This window comes from Sphingomonas sp. LH128 (genome assembly GCF_000293195.2).
Taxonomy (GTDB): Bacteria; Pseudomonadota; Alphaproteobacteria; order Sphingomonadales; family Sphingomonadaceae; genus Novosphingobium; species Novosphingobium resinovorum_A.
Genome location: NZ_ALVC01000420.1, coordinates 1 through 15,157, shown reverse-complemented (window position 1 = coordinate 15,157; position 15,157 = coordinate 1). Strand labels below are relative to the sequence as shown.

At 66.2% G+C, this 15,157-nt stretch carries 11 protein-coding genes; 7 read left to right on the top strand and 4 right to left on the bottom strand.

The window, feature by feature from the left end:
* Positions 1–317: 317 nt before the first annotated feature.
* Together LH128_RS27010 and LH128_RS27005 are read right to left on the bottom strand one after the other, a co-directional pair.
* Positions 318–1,241, bottom strand: coding sequence for a fumarylacetoacetate hydrolase family protein (locus LH128_RS27010; RefSeq protein WP_008832878.1), 924 nt, complete (start codon positions 1,239–1,241; stop codon positions 318–320).
* 39 nt (positions 1,242–1,280) lie between these two features.
* Positions 1,281–2,408, bottom strand: coding sequence for a cupin domain-containing protein (locus LH128_RS27005; RefSeq protein WP_008832877.1), 1,128 nt, complete (start codon positions 2,406–2,408; stop codon positions 1,281–1,283).
* 117 nt (positions 2,409–2,525) lie between these two features.
* On the opposite strand from LH128_RS27005, the gene LH128_RS27000 reads away from it, so the two are divergent.
* Both LH128_RS27000 and LH128_RS26995 read left to right on the top strand, forming a co-directional pair.
* Positions 2,526–3,476 (top strand): carbon-nitrogen hydrolase family protein, encoded by a 951-nt coding sequence (locus tag LH128_RS27000; RefSeq protein WP_008832876.1) that lies wholly within the window; start codon positions 2,526–2,528, stop codon positions 3,474–3,476.
* Positions 3,477–3,482: 6 nt separating this feature from the next.
* On the top strand, positions 3,483–4,118 hold the full coding sequence (locus tag LH128_RS26995; RefSeq protein WP_008832875.1) for a flavin reductase family protein: 636 nt from the start codon (positions 3,483–3,485) through the stop codon (positions 4,116–4,118).
* A gap of 61 nt (positions 4,119–4,179) precedes the next feature.
* On the opposite strand, the gene LH128_RS26990 is transcribed toward LH128_RS26995, so the two are convergent.
* Entirely contained in the window at positions 4,180–5,313 is a 1,134-nt protein-coding gene (locus LH128_RS26990; RefSeq protein ID WP_008832874.1) for a Gfo/Idh/MocA family protein, read from the bottom strand.
* 295 nt (positions 5,314–5,608) lie between these two features.
* Here LH128_RS26990 and LH128_RS26985 point away from each other — a divergent pair, with 295 nt between their 5' ends.
* Genes LH128_RS26985 through LH128_RS31580 form a run of 3 tightly spaced genes read left to right on the top strand, consistent with a single transcriptional unit; the run spans position 5,609 to position 9,917 of the window.
* Positions 5,609–7,741 carry a TonB-dependent siderophore receptor gene (locus LH128_RS26985; protein ID WP_008832873.1) on the top strand — a complete coding sequence of 711 codons (2,133 nt, stop codon included), beginning with the start codon at positions 5,609–5,611 and terminating at the stop codon, positions 7,739–7,741.
* Positions 7,742–7,743: 2 nt separating this feature from the next.
* Positions 7,744–8,475, top strand: a complete 732-nt coding sequence (locus LH128_RS26980; protein ID WP_008832872.1) for a hypothetical protein — start codon at positions 7,744–7,746, stop codon at positions 8,473–8,475.
* A complete protein-coding gene (locus LH128_RS31580; RefSeq protein WP_008832871.1) occupies positions 8,472–9,917 on the top strand; it encodes a PstS family phosphate ABC transporter substrate-binding protein in 1,446 nt (481 codons plus the stop codon). The genes LH128_RS26980 and LH128_RS31580 overlap by 4 nt, the downstream gene beginning before the upstream one ends.
* A 65-nt stretch (positions 9,918–9,982) precedes the next feature.
* Here LH128_RS31580 and LH128_RS26970 read toward each other — a convergent pair whose 3' ends face one another.
* Positions 9,983–12,877, bottom strand: a complete 2,895-nt coding sequence (locus LH128_RS26970) for a TonB-dependent siderophore receptor (RefSeq protein WP_008832870.1) — start codon at positions 12,875–12,877, stop codon at positions 9,983–9,985.
* Positions 12,878–13,292: 415 nt separating this feature from the next.
* Between LH128_RS26970 and LH128_RS26965 the strand changes: the two genes are divergently transcribed.
* Together LH128_RS26965 and LH128_RS26960 are read left to right on the top strand one after the other, a co-directional pair.
* Positions 13,293–14,630, top strand: a complete 1,338-nt coding sequence (locus LH128_RS26965; RefSeq protein WP_008832869.1) for an LLM class flavin-dependent oxidoreductase — start codon at positions 13,293–13,295, stop codon at positions 14,628–14,630.
* 30 nt (positions 14,631–14,660) lie between these two features.
* A complete protein-coding gene (locus LH128_RS26960) occupies positions 14,661–14,942 on the top strand; it encodes a LysR family transcriptional regulator (protein WP_008832868.1) in 282 nt (93 codons plus the stop codon).
* Positions 14,943–15,157 lie beyond the last annotated feature (215 nt).

The window sequence follows — 15,157 nt, the reverse complement described above, 5'->3', positions numbered from 1 at the left end:
ATCCAGGGCAGTCTTGAGCCGCCCTGGATTGCTTCGCTGCGCTCGCAATGACGAATTTGGTGAATTGCGGTAGATGGCCGCAACCCACCCTTATCGTCATTCCCGCGAAGGCGAGAACCCATCTCCTGACGGTTCCTGTTGCACCGACATCAGCTGGGTCCCCGCTTTCGCGGGGATGACGAGGATATAGCTAAGGGCGCCTATGCTCCGGATCACCGCTCGCAACGGCGACCGACCATGAAAAAACGGGGGCCTTCGAAAAGGCCCCCGCTTGAAAGTCAGGGAGGATGTTCTCCCCTTTCGGGAAGTTCTTGAAATCAGGCCTTGATGACCGAGTGGGTCAGCGAGCCGATCTTCTCGACGGTCGCTGTGATCACGTCGCCCGGCCAGACCCACTCCTGCGGGTCCATGCCCGCGCCGACGCCCGCCGGGGTGCCGGTGGCGATGATGTCGCCCGGCTCCAGCGTGATGCCCTTCGAGATGTCGGCGACCAGTTCGTCGACCTTGAACAGCATGAAGGCGGTGTTGCTCGACTGCTTGGTCACGCCGTTGACGGTAAGCGAGAGGTCGAGGGTCTGCGGATCGCCCAGCTCGTCGGCGGTGACCACGACCGGGCCCATCGGTGCGAAAGTGTCCTGGCCCTTGGAGTAGATCCACTGGCCGGCACGGCGGCAGTCGCGCGCGCTCATGTCGATGCAGACGGTATAGCCGAACACGTAGTTCAGCGCGTCCTCACGGGCGACGCCCTTGGCGCGGGTGCCGATGATGGCGGCGAGTTCGACTTCCCAGTCGAGCTGCTGGGTGATCTCGCCGTTGTGGCGGATCGGCTCGCCCGGAGCGATCACCGAGGTCGGCGGCTTGGAGAAGATCACCGGCTGGCGCGGCAGTTCGGGCGAGGTGTCGAGCGACTTGGCGCTCTCGGCGACGTGCTCGGTGTAGTTGAGGCCGATACCGAAGATGTTCTTGCGCGGACGCGGGATCGGCGCGAGCAGGATGACGTTGGCGAAGGGGATGGCGGTGCCGAGCGGGAACAGGCCCTCGGCCTGCTCGATCAGCTTGGAGGCGATCGCCACGGCCTGCGGGCCGAGGTCGATGAACTCCAGCATCGTCGCGGGGAAGGGAACGCCCATTTCCTCGCCGAACAGTTCGAGGTCGAGCACGAGATCGCCACCGAAGCCGGAGACGAGGGCGCCGAGCCGGGCTTCGGCTTCGACATTGGCACGGTAAGTAACGAGACGCATTGGGCTATTCCCCCGAAGGTTATCGTGTTGAGTTGAAAATCAGGTCAGGATCGGCTGGTGACCGCCGTTTTCCGCCAGCGCTTCCTCACGGTAGAGGCCAAGCGCGCGCATCACGGGCAGGTCGTTGAAGGTGAACAGGCACGCATCCTCGCTGTCCGAGGCGTTCGCGTGCTCGTGGTACATCCAGGCGGGAACCACGAAGATGTCGCGTTCCTGCCAGTCGAAGCGCTGGCCGTTGATAATCGACCAGCCCTTCCCCTTGGCGCACTGGTAGACGAAGCTGCCGGTCTGGCGGTGGGCTTTCGTCCGCTCGCCGGGGCGCAGCAGCTGCATGGAGGCGCCGATCGTCTGCATCACCGGACCGCCGGTATGCGGATTGACGTATTCCATCATCACACCGTCGAAGGGCGACCCGTCGGTGACTCGTGCGTATTTCGTCAGCGCCTCGTAGGTGGGCGCCCATTCGTATTTGAACAGCGGCGAATAGGGCTTGGACCAGGCCATGCCTGCCGGGCGCAGGCCGGTGCCCGCCCAGGTCGCGGTGGAATCGTCGACCGGGTAGGAGACCGCCTGCTGCAGATCGGGATGAACCTCGTAGAAGTTGGCTTCCAGCGCGTTCATCAGCGGAATGTCGAGGCCGTCCTGCCAGATGCAGGGGGTGCCGCCCTCGGCGACGCCATGTTCGTGCCAGGTGCCGTTGGGGGTGAGCACGAAGTCGTTCGCGCCCAGCGTCATCTTGTGCCCGTCGACATTGGTGAAGGCGCCCTCGCCCTCCATGATGAAGCGCAGCGCGGAGGCGGAATGGCGGTGGCTGGAGGCGAGTTCGCCCGGCCCCATCACCTGCAGGCCCGAGTAGAGCCAGCCCACGGCGGCGACCACGTCGGCACGGCCCGGGTTCTCCAGATAGACGACGCGGCGCCCCGCCTGCTCCGGCGTGACGAGGTCGAGCGCCTTCATCACGTCGTCGCGCAGGTCCTTGTAGCGCCACAGATACGGCACCGAGGTGGAGATCGGCTCCCACGGTTCGATCTTGTTCGCCACGGTCCACAGCGCGCCGGTGCCCAGCTGCTTCAGGCGCTCGTAATAGGCCACCAGTTCGGGGGTGTCCGCCACGTTCGCGCGGCCGATCATTTCCTCACGGTACTGGTCGTAGCTCTGATCGGCCATGGGTGCCTCCATCTGCGAGATATTACAGACCTAAAATAATTTGAATAAAGTGTCAAATGCAACTATTGTCCCTTATGTGAACCGCAGATTCCCTGTGCTTTTCCAAAGGAGCGCCGCATGTCCGCATCGTTTAAGGCAGCCCCCTTCAAGGCCGCTGTCATCCAGGCCGCATCGATCCCGACCGATTCTCTCGCCGCCGCCGAAAAGGCCGCTGGCCTGATCCGCAAGGCAGCCGCAGGCGGCGCGGCCTTGATGGTGTTTCCCGAGGCGTTCCTCGGCGGCTATCCCAAGGGCGCCTCGTTCGGCACGCCGGTCGGCATGCGCAAGCCGCAGGGACGCGAGGACTTCCGCGCCTATCACGAAGCCGCGATCGACCTGAACGGCCCCGAAGTGGAGGTACTCTCCGAGGCCACCGCCGAGACCGGCGCCTTCGTCGTCATCGGCGTGATCGAACGCGACGGCGGCACCGTCTACTGCACCGCGCTGTTCTTCGACGGCGACAAGGGCCTCGTCGGCAAGCACCGCAAGCTCATGCCGACCGGTGCGGAACGCCTGATCTGGGGCTTCGGCGACGGCTCCACGCTGCCGGTCTTCGACACGCCCTTCGGCAAGGTCGGCGCGGTGATCTGCTGGGAAAACTACATGCCGATGATGCGCATGGCGATGTACGACCAGGGCATCTCCATCTACTGCGCCCCCACCGCCGACGACCGCGATGCCTGGCCCTCGACCATGCAGCACATCGCACTGGAGGGCCGCTGCTTCGTGCTTTCCGCCTGCCAGCACGTCACGCGCGGCGCCTATCCGGCCGATTACGACTGCGCGCTGGGCGACGATCCCGAGACGGTGCTGCTGCGCGGCGGCTCGATGATCGTGGATCCGCTGGGCACGGTGCTTGCGGGACCGGACTATTCGGCCGAAACGATCCTCTATGCCGATATCGAACCGGCGCAGGTGGTGCGCGGCAAGTACGACTTCGACGTCGTCGGCCACTACGCACGGCCCGACGTGTTCGAACTGAAGGTCAACGTCGCACCGCGCCGCGCGGTCACCCGCTCCGGGGAGTAATCAAGCGTGGAATTCGATTTTTCAAAAGTACCGGGGCCCGATCGCTACAAGCTGATGGGCTCCAGCATCACCCCGCGCCCGATCGCGTGGGTGACGACGGTGTCGGGCGCGGGGCTGCGCAATGCCGCGCCCTACAGCTTCTTCAACATGATGAGCGCCGAGCCGCCGCTGATCGTGCTGGGCATGATGCGCCGCCCCGACGGCACGCACAAGGACAGCGCCGCCAACATCCTCGAAACCGGGGAGTTCGTGGTGAACCTCGTCTCCGAGGCCGACAGTGCGGCGATGAACTTCACTTGCATCGATGGCCCGCCCGAATTCGACGAACTGGCGGCAGCGGGTATCCCGACCCTGCCCTCCAGCGTGATCAGCGCCCCGCGCATCGCGACCGCGCCGGTGGCGATGGAGTGCCGTCTCTACGAGGCAGTCGAGACCGAGAAGACCACCATCGCGCTGGGCGAAGTGCTGCGCTTCCACATCGACGACGCCTTCATCGATGCCGAGAAGCTGCATGTCGATACGCTGGCGATGAACCTCGTCGCGCGCGTTCACGGCGCGGGCTGGTACGCGCGCACCACCGACCTGTTCCAGATGACCCGCCCCACCTTTGCGCAGTGGAGCGCGGAGAAGGCCGAGTCCTGACGGCACGGGGATGGCCTGCCGCCTTCGCGGCAGGCCACTCGCATCAGGCGGCCATCCCGCCTCAGACTGACACGTCGACCCAGGCATTGGTGTCCGCCGACTGAATCACCGCGTCGATGATGCGGGCCGAGCGCAGGCCGTCGGCGAACGTCGGCAGACCGGCAGGTGCCTCCCCGCGCACGGCAGCGTACGTGTCCGCAACGAAGTTCTCGAAGCACTGAGCATAACCCTGCGCATGGCCCGGCGGCAGGCTGGAAAGACGGCACGCGTCGGCCGCGCCCGCGCCCGGACTACGGAACAGTGTTTCGGCCGAATCCTCGGTGCCGAGCCAGACCGTCTCGGGGTTCTCCTGATCGAAGACGGCGGACTTGTGCGCGCCGTCGAACTCGAACCACAGGCGGTTCTTGCGGCCCGCCGAGACCTGCGAGATCACGGCGCTGCCCAGCACGCCGGACGCCGTGCGGAACAGGATGGTCGCGGCGTCCTCGGTATCGACCTTCACCAGCGGCCCGGTGGCCGCCCCGCCCGAGAAACTGGCCTGCGACACTGCGGGACGCTCCGGCACGGTGATCGTCATCGCCGCCATGACCGAGGCGATGCGCTCGCCGGTCACGAATTCCATGAGGTCGCACCAGTGCGAGCCGATGTCGGCGAAGGCCCGGCTGCGCCCACCCTTCGATGCATCGACACGCCAGCTGGTCGCGTGGGGCGAGAGAAGCCAGTCCTGCAGATAGCTGCCGTGCAGCAATTGCCACGCGCCGAACTCGCCCGCCTCGCGCCGCGCGCGGATTTCGCGCACCAGCGGATGGAAACGGTAGACGAAGGGCACGGTGGCGATCCTGCCCGCTTCGGCCGCGAGGGTGTGGAGATGCAGCGCCTCGTCGGTGCCGACGGCGAGCGGCTTTTCGCAGATCACGTGGGCACCGGCCGCCAACGCCGCCTCGACATGGGCTGCGTGCAGGCTGTTGGGGCTGCAGACGTGGACGACATCGAGGCCGAGCCCCGCCAGTTCCTCCAGCGAGCCGATGGCCAGCGTGCCCCACTGCGCCGCCGCTTCCGCGGACCGTGCGCGAGAGGACGCCATGACGCCGACCAGTTCGACACCAGCCAGCAGCGCCGCGCGGCGGTGAATCTCGCCGATCATCCCGGCACCCAGGATCGCGACACGCAAGGGCTTGCGGACGGAAACGTTCAACGGACTCTCCTGTTCTCGGTCGTGCACCCACCGGATGCGGGGCCGCACCTCTAGCCTTGTCAGCGCTGTCGGGAAACCGGTTTGCAGCCTTGCCCGCAAGATAGATTCGGCACGCAACAGTTCGGGCCGGGACCCGACTCCCCCGGAACCATCGAGGCTGCGCCTGCAGCCCGCCCCGGCGGATTTCCGGGCCTGAAGGCAACCTGAACAATGTCGCTTTTAGCTATTGCAATGAATTCGCAGTAGCAATATGTGCGGTGCACAATCGAGATCACCCTCGGGGAGCACCATACCAATGTACCTTCATCCCTCTTGCCTGCGGGCAGGAACGAGCACGCTTGCCCTTGTTCTGACAACCATCGCCGCGCCCGCTTTCGCCGACGAGGCCGCCGACGGTGCGCCGCAGGACGTCAGTTCCTCAGAAATCACCGTGCTCGGCGCGCGCAGCAAGGATTACAAGGTCGACCAGTTGACCACCGCCACGCGCACCGGCACCAGCATCATGGACGTGCCGCAGTCGATCCAGTTCGTGCCGCGCGACGTTATCGACGATCAGCAGATCCTCGACCTCACCAGCGCGCTGCGCAACGTCAGCGGCATCCAGGCGGGCACCGACGCGGGCAACCGGTCGGAGAGCTTCACCATCCGCGGCTTCCGCTCTTCGTACTACGCCATCGATTCGATCATGCTCAGCCCGGCGATCGAGACCAACGACAGCTACCGCGACCTTGCCAACGTGGAGCGCATCGAAGTGCTCAAGGGTCCGGCCTCTGTGCTCTACGGGCGCGGCGATCCGGGCGGCCTGATCAACATCGTCACCAAGCAGCCGCGCTTCGAGCGGGGGATGAACTTCTCAGTGCAGGGCGGCAGCAACGATTTCATGCGCGGGCAGGTGGACGTGACCGGTCCGGTTGATGCCGCCAAGACGCTGGCCGTGCGCTTCATCGCCGCCGCGCAGACCGGCGACACCTTCCGCGACGTGTTCCAGCCCTATCGCCGCCAGTTCCTGTCCGGCTCGGTGTTGTGGCAGCCGACCGACCGCACCCGCGTCATCGCCAGCCTGACGTATGCGCACCAGAAGAACCAGACCGATCGCGGCATCGTCGCCACCACCGACGCCGACGGCGATCTCGTCGTCAACCTCCCCCGCGAGCGGTTCCTGGGCGAAGCCTGGGCGACCACCGAATCCAGCCGCTACGAGTTCAACTACCGCATCGAGCATGAACTGGCCGACTGGCTGACGGTCCGCCAGATCGGCCATTACGACGAAGGCAAGCTCGACCTGTTCGGCATCAATTACGGCACGTCCGTCGCCGTCAATGCCATCACCGGCGCGCGCACCGTCACCCGCACCGCCGTCGAGCAACACGAGAACAATCACAACTACGATGCGCAGGCCGACATGGTCGCGCGCTTCTCCACCGGAGGGATCGGGCACACGGTCGTGTTCGGCGGCGAGTATGTGAAGTCCTACCGCTTCCGTACCTTCGCGCGCGCCACGCTGGCCCGCATCGACATCGACAACCCCGAATACGGCGCGCAGCCGGGCACGTTCGTCCTTGCCGCCGACCGCGAGGTGAAGTCCAAGTCGCTGTCCGGCTACCTACAGGACCAGATCGACATCGGCGAGCATGTCAACCTGCTTGCCGGCGTGCGCTACGACCATGCCCAGCAGTCGGACCACGGCTCCACCCAGTATGCCTCGGACGACAAGGCATGGTCGCCGCGCGTGGGCGTGGTGTTCAAGCCGGTGCCGAACGTCTCGCTGTTCGCCGACTTCACCCGCTCGTTCCAGTCCAAGCCCGAACCGACCATCGACGGCAAGCCGATCGATCCGGAAAAGGGCAAGCAGTACGAGGCCGGCATCAAGGCCGAACTGTTCGGCGGCCGCCTTGCCTCCACGCTGTCGGTCTACCAGCTGACGCGTGAGAACGTGACGCAGCAGGACCCCAACAACGTCGGCTACAACATCAACGCGGGCGTCCAGCGCTCGCAGGGTGTCGAGTTCGACATGTCCGGCGCGATCACGCCGAGCGTCAAGGTCATCGCCAACGGCGCCTATACCGACGCCACCGTGCGCTCCTCCACCGACTACGCCAAGGGCAACAAGCTGATCGGCGTGCCCAAGTGGAGCGGCAGCCTGTGGGTGACGCTGGAGCCGGTGGACGGCCCGCTGAGCCGCTTCGGCCTCGGCGGCGGCGTGGTTGCGGCGAGCAACCGCATGGGCAATCTGGAGAACACCTTCTCGGTCGGCGGCTACACCCGCTTCGACAGCAGCCTGTGGTACAAGCTGGCCGACAAGGTGCGCCTGACGGTGAACGTCAAGAACATCACCAATCAGTACTACATCGCCAGCACCGTCTCCCGCGCGCAGATCACACCGGGCGAGGGCCGCAGCTTCCTCGTCGGCCTGAGCGGAGGGTTCTGACGATGACCAAGGCATTCGCCGCCGCGCTGCTGGCGCTGGCCATCGGCACGGCTCCCGCCCCGGCCTTGGCGGCGGATGCCGGCAAGGTGCTGTTCCTGATGCGCGCCGATGTGCCGGGCGGTTCGGCCGACCCGGCGGTCAAGGCGCGGCTGGAGGCGCTGGGCTACGGCGTCACCACCAGCGAGGGGCTGGACGGCGCGCCGGATCCTTGCGGGTTCGACCTCGTCGTCCTGTCCTCGACGGTGCGCTCCAACCAGTTCACCGCCAACCGCCCGGCCATCACCCGCTGGCGCGACATGGGCGTGCCGCTGGTCACCTGGGAGAACGACCTGCTCGACGACTTGTGGATGACCGGCCTGCGCCGCGACACCGACTTCGGCGAACTGGAGACCGGCCACTACTTCTGGCTGGTGCGCGCGCCGCATCCGATGGCGGCGGGCATTCCGGCGGGCCTGGGCACCTGGACCGAGGCGCGCACGCCCGCAGGCTGGGGCAAGCCCGGGCTCGGCGCGGACGTCATCATGACCTGGCCCGGAGAGCCGGACAAGGCGACACTGTTCGGCTACGAGGCGAGCGCGACGATGGACCACGACCACCTCGCGCCCGCGCGCCGGGTGTTCATCGGCATGGAGAACAACAGCTTCACCCGCATGACCGATACCGGCCGCAAGCTGTTCGACGCCGCGATCATATGGGCGCGCGCGGGCGCGAAAGTGTGCAAGGTGAAGAAGTGAGGCGCGCGCTTGGCTTCGCGCTGGCAGCCGCCCTGCTCGCGGGCTCCGCATCGGCGCAGGACAGCGGGCCGATCCCCGAGGCGCAGCCGCTGCTGGCGCGCTACGTGCTGGCGGACGGTGGCCTTGCCATTGGCGGTGGCCCGGAAACGGATGCCGTCGCAGCGGCAGCCAGCGGCCTGTCCCCCCGCATCGTCGGCCCGGCCGGAGCGATGCCGCTGCTGACGCAAGGCACCATCGCGCTCGCCGTGATCCCACGCGAGATGACCGTGATCGAGCGCGCCGCCGTGCGCCGCTTTTCCGGCGGCCTGCCGCTGGCGGTGCCGGTGATGCAGGGGCTCTACCTCTATGTGCGCTGCGACAAGGACGGCGCCATCGACGAACGGGTGAAGCCGGTGCTGCAGGCGCTGTTCTCGGACGACGGACAGGCGCGCCTGAAGGCGGCGCTGTCGATCTACAAGCCGCTCGATGCCGCCGCGCTGACCGATGCGCGGGAACGGATCGCAAGGCTGCACGGGATCACGATCCCGCGGCGTGAGGCGGGCTACGTCGCCCCGGACGGCAGCCTGTCGATCATCGGCAGCGATACGCTGACGACGATCATGCCCGACATGCTCGCCGCCTATGCGCGTCACGCGCCCAAGGTGCGCTTCACCGCCGACTTGCGCGGCTCCTCTACCGCGATGCCTGCGCTGACGGCCGGAACCACGATCTTCGCGCCGATGGGCCGTGAGCTGTGGGAGAACGACCTCGACGGCTTCCGGCAGGTGAAGGGCTACGATCCGGTGCGCATCCGCATCGCCTATGCCAGCCACGGTCCCCGCGCGAACGGCAAGACGCCGCCCGCGATCTACGTCAACGCGAACAACCCGCTTGCCGGACTATCGATGGCGCAAGTGAAGCGCGTCTTCGCGGCCGGAGCACCGGGCGGCGACATTGCCGACTGGTCGAATCTGGGCGCCGCGGCTGGCGCGATCCACGTCTACGGTGCGCGCGACGATGGCGGGTTCGGCTCGGCCATGCGGGCCTCGAAGCTGGACGGGCTTCCCTTCAACGCCCGCTACCAGGCGATGCCGAGCGGCAAGGCGATCCTCGCCGCCGTCGCGGCGGACCCTCGCGGCATCGGCTATGCGACATGGATCGACGCGGGCGAGGCACCGGAAGGCGTGCGAGTCCTGCCGCTGTCCGCACGCGACGGCGGCCCTTACGTCCTGCCTCAAGCGGGCAAGGACCGGGGCGCATGGCCGATCTCGTACTTCCTCAACATCTATGTCGATAAGGCGCCGGGCAGGCCGATCGACCCGGCGGTCAAGGGCCTGCTGCGCTTCCTGCTCTCGGACGAGGGGCAGGCGATCATCACCCGCCACCGCGAAGAGGACGACGGCTACGTCCCCCTGAACGGCGCCGACCTGAAAGCCATGCGCGATCTCGTCGAGACTTTCTGACCGAGACGAAGCCACCACCCCCCTCGTGGTGGCTTCGTCATCGGGCTCCATAACCGCCGGAAAGGTTACAGAGCGTAGTTCAGGCCCACCACCACGCTATGCGTGCGGAATGCGCCTTCGATAGCATTGGCGGTGGTCGTCTGCAGGAACACGTCGGACACATTGAGATAGCGATAGCGCAGTGTCGCATCGAGCCGGTCGGACAAGGCGTAACGCGCGCCGACCACGGCCTGCCAGGCGAAGCGCACCTTGTTCTCGTAGGCGAAAGTGCTGCTCTCGTCCGCCTCCAGCTTCCAGCGGTACTGGTTGATCCGCGCCACGCCAATGCCGCCGCCCGCCTCCAGCGACCAGCGCGAGCCGGTGGCGATATCGGCCAGACCGTTGAGCAGGATCGACTGGATGCGGGTGGTGCCGGAAGGATCGTCGTAGATCCCGGCGGTACGGGACACCGGATCGACCGCGATGCGCGTCGAATTCAGCGCAACCCGGTCGAGATCGAACTGCTGGCGCGCCAGTTCGAGTTCGGTGCGCAGGAAGCCGAAGTCATAGCCCAGCCTCCCGGCGAGTTCCCATCCGGTCTTGTACGAGGTCTTCAGGCCACTACGATCCACACCCAGCGCGGCGTTTACGCGGGCGCGGATGTCGAAGCTGCCATCATTGATCTTCGTGCCGCCCACCGCAGCGCCGATATAGAAGCCGCCGGTTCCGGAGCCTTCACTCCACTCGGTATCGCGCCGCTCGATCGGGCCGGTGGAGACCGTCAGGTTCAGGCTGAACGTGCGCGGTGCACCCGCCGACAGCGAGACGCCGCCCGAACCCGGCACCCAATACTGCTCGTTGGTGATGTTCTGGACGTTGCCGGAAACCGTGACCGAACGTCCCTCGATCGGCAGTTCATAGGAAATACCCGCATCGCCGACGGTCACCGGCTTGTAGATGAAGGTATTCGTCACCTGCCCGTAAGCCTTGCCCGAATAGCGCACGCCGCCGAACGCCGAGAAGCCGGGCAGGAACGCGGGCGAATATTCGACGAAGCCCGAGGTCTGGAACGCGGTAGCGCCCGGCACCTTCTTGCCGACCAGCGCCGCGCTCGATGCCTTGGTCTGCACCGCGTCGAGATAGGCGGCGCCGAACTTCAGCAACACTTCGGGGGTCGCCTGCCAGTGCGCGTCGAACTCGATGCCCTGGAACCGCCGCTCGCCGTCGCGCACCCAGTAGCTTGTCGTGTCGAGGAACTCTGACGGCACCTTGGTGCGGAACGCCGCGAGCGTCGCGCCCCAGGTGCCGCGATCGACCTTGATGCCCGCCTCGTACTGCGTGCTCTTGATCGGGCCGAAGCTCTCGCCATAGTTCAGCGCGTTGGCGGGGGCCTGCGTGCCGCGCTGCAGGGCCTGCACGTAGGAAACATAAGCTCGGACGCCATGTGCTACGTCGTAGCTGAGCGCGGCGACGGGAGTGAAGCTGTTCTCGCGGTAGTTCGTATCTGCCAGCACCGGCTCGTAATTGCGCTCGGTATAGAAGGTGTAGCGGCCGCCCAGCATCAGTTCGGCATTACCCAGCTTCAGCGTATCGCTGAGGAACAGGCCGCGCTGGCGGATTTCCTGATAGCGGAACCAGTCGGGCGGGCGCTGGAACTGGCGGCCCGTCACCACCTGCCCGTCGGCGCGGGTGTAGGAAGCGAAAGCCCAGTCGGGCACGTTGTTCGCGTAGATGTTGCCGGTCAGGTTGAAGTCGTACGACACCGTGGGCACCCGCGTGGCCGTGTACGGGTTGTAGTCGTAGTCGTAATCGACGTCCAAGTAATCGAACCCGGCGACCACGGCATGCTCGATCGCGCCGGTATGGAAAGTGCCGTCGATCGACAACTGCCCGACATGATACGTGAACTTGCGGTTCATCCCCAGCACGCCGACGCGATAATCGCCCGCATTGTTGGTGATCTGCGCGGTATTGCCGGTGAACCGCTCGTCCAGCGCCGAATAGCGCAGCGCGGCGGAGATCTTCCAGTCAGGCGCGATCTGGTAGTTCAGGCGGCCGGTCACCTGGTTGATGTCGTTGAACTTGTGCGTGGATTTCGAGGCGAGGTTGAAATCCGCCCCGCTCATCGTCGCCAGCGAAGTAACCCCGGTGGTGAAGCTGACGGTGTTCGATTGCCCCGCCTGCCATGTGCGCTGGTAATAGCCGTCGACGCTCCACGTCAGGTCGGGCGTGATCTCGCCCTGCAGCCACAACTGCGCGAAAGTATTCTTGTTGTAGGCGCCGTTGTAGAGCGTGCCCTGTTCTTCCACCGCGTTGAGGCGGAAGGCGGTGGAACCGGTCTCGGTCAGCGGCCCGCCGATATCGACGTGCGCGCGCCAGATGCTGGAACTGCGCAAGGAGAACCCGGCGGTGGCGACCAGTTCGTCGGTCGGCTTCTTCGAGATGAAGTTCACCACGCCCGAAGGCGAGGCATAGCCATAGACGAAGCCGCCCGCGCCCTTCAGCACCTGGATCTGATCGACCGCCTCGATCGGGTGGTCCTGGAACCAGTAGGGAAAGGCCAGACCATCGTACTTGTAGCCGTTGGTCAGATCGACTGCCTGCCCGCGAATGCTGAAGGTATTGCCCGAAGCCAGCCCCGAATTGTTGGACCGCACCGAAGGATCATAATTGAACGCCGCGTCGATCGTCGTCGCGGCGATGCGGTTGATCTGGTCGGTATCGGCAGCGGAAACCGAGAACGGCGTCTCCAGAATGGTGCGCGTGCCGAGCGGCCCGGCCTCTACCACCGAGCCGCGCGAGCGCGACCCTTCGACGAGGATTTCCGCCGCCGCATCGCTGCTGTCCGCGCCTTCCGCTTCGTCTGCCGCGAAGGCCGGCGTCGCCGTCCCCCCTACCGCCAGTGCGAGCATGAAGCCCAGAGCCCGCCTGCTGCTGCCCGATCCCAAGGCATGGCCCTTATGGCGTGCCGATTTGCGCATTGTTCACCCCTGTATATGCGTCGGGCGCACCGCTCCGGCCCCCGGAACGGAAGCTGCGGGAGCGGCGAAATCCGGCCCGACCTGTCGTTTTTCGAAAAAGGATATCCCCGAGGTCAGGGTGCATCCGGCGCGCACGCTGTCGCAGCGTGCAGGGCCTTTTCAGCATGTCTCACCAGCATGGCATTGTTATCGGCGTTTTGATGTCAAATAGCCGCCGAGGCCTGACCTGGTAAGCGATGGGTATGGGCGGCCTGTCGATCAGACAAATTGGAAGTCGCAGCCCTCGCTTGAGAATTGGTCATACTGATCGCGTCCGTTTAGCGCCGCGAATATCGCTATGGGAAACCCTCGTTATTCGCGGGTGTCCACGTCGATTACGCTCGGCCCATCATCATCGACGAACGGGTACAATCTCATGAGCGAACGGCAGCTTCATCTTGGCGCGATACTTACCGGCGTAGGCAACGATCAGTACAACTGGCGCCATCCCGACGTGCCGGGCGATGCCAGCGTCGACATCGACTGGTACATCACCAACGCGAAACTCGCCGAGGACGCCAAGTTCGACCTGGTGTTCATCGTCGATTCTCCGTTCATCACGCCTGACACCTCGCCGCACTTCCTCAACCGGCTGGAGCCGCTGACGCTGCTTTCCGCCGTCGCCGGGCACACCTCGCGCATCGGTCTCGTCGGCACGCTGACGACGAGCTACTGGGAGCCCTACAACGTGGCGCGCCAATTCGGTTCGCTCGACCACATCAGCCGGGGCCGCGCCGGCTGGAACGTGGTGACCACCGGGCTCGAAGGCGCCGCACGCAACTACGGCCGGGAGGAGCACTTCGACCACGCCGTGCGCTACGAACGCGCGCAGGAATTCGTCGAGGTCGTGCAGGGGCTGTGGGACAGCTACGAAGACGACGCATTCCCGCGCGACAAGCAGTCGGGCCTGTTCCTGCACAAGGACAAGCAGCACCGCCTCGACCACAAGGGCCGCCATTTCGCGGTGGCCGGTCCGCTGGCGCTCACCCGCTCGCGGCAGGGCCAGCCGGTGATCTTCCAGGCGGGCGACAGCACCGAAGGCCGCAACCTCGGCGCCCACATCGCCGAAGCCACTTTCGCTGCCTCCCCCGATTTCGCGTCGGGCCAGCAATATTACGCCGACCTCAAGGCCCGCGCCGCCGCGCTTGGCCGCGATGCGGACGCGATCAAGGTGCTCCCCGGCCTGTTCCCGCTGATCGCCGAGACGGATGAGGAAGCCCACCGCATCGAGCGCGAGCGCGCGGAGAACCTCGATATCGACAAGCTGCTCGTCCAGCTCGGCCGCGCGTTCAACTACCACGACTTCAGCCAGTACGATCTGGACGCGCCGTTCCCCGATCTCACCGGCGTCACGCTCAACAGCTACAAGGGCGCGGCCGAGCGGATCATCCGCACCGCGCGCGAGGAGAAGCTGACCTTGCGGCAGGCGGCCCAGCGCGGCCAGAATCCGGGCGGCAAGGGCTTCGTCGGCTCGCCCGAGACGATCGCCAACGAGATCGAGCGCTGGTTCACCGGCCGCGCGGCGGACGGCTTCAACGTCGTCGTCGGCACCCCGGACGAGTTCGCGCTCTTCCGCGAGCGGGTCGTGCCAATCCTGCAGAGCCGCGGCCTGTTCCGCACCGAATACGCGCACGACACCCTACGCGGCCACCTCGGCCTGCCGGTCCCGGAGCACCGCCACGCCGCCGCCTCGCTCGCAGTCGCCGCAGAGTGACCCCGCGCGCCTGACGAAAGCGCACGGAAAGTGACGGGGCCTTATCCCCTCAACGCCTTGCGCGCCTTCGAGGCGGTGGCGCGCAACCGCAGCTTCGCGCTCGCCGCGCGGGAACTGCAGGTGACACCCTCCGCCGTCGGCCAGCTGGTCGCACGGCTGGAGAGGGATTTGGGGACAGAGCTGTTCGCCCGGCCCCGACGCGGGCCGGGCGACCTGTCGCTCACCCCGCGCGCGGCGCGGGCGCTGCCGGATCTGCAGGAGGGGTTCGCCAGCCTGTCGAAGGCGGTGACGTATCTGGAAAGGGGTGATTGAGGACCGCCTTCAACCCGCTCCCCACCTCGTCATTGCGAGCGCAGCGAAGCAATCCAGGGCGGTGTAACTCTGCCCTGGATTGCTTCGCTGCGCTCGCAATGACGAATTTCATGAGGGGCAGGACACGCCCCAAAGCTGACGTAGCGCTTTGCCCACCCCTGCCCCCTCCCGCAAGCGGGAGGGGAATGAGAGCGCACCGCTTTGCCCTCCCGCTT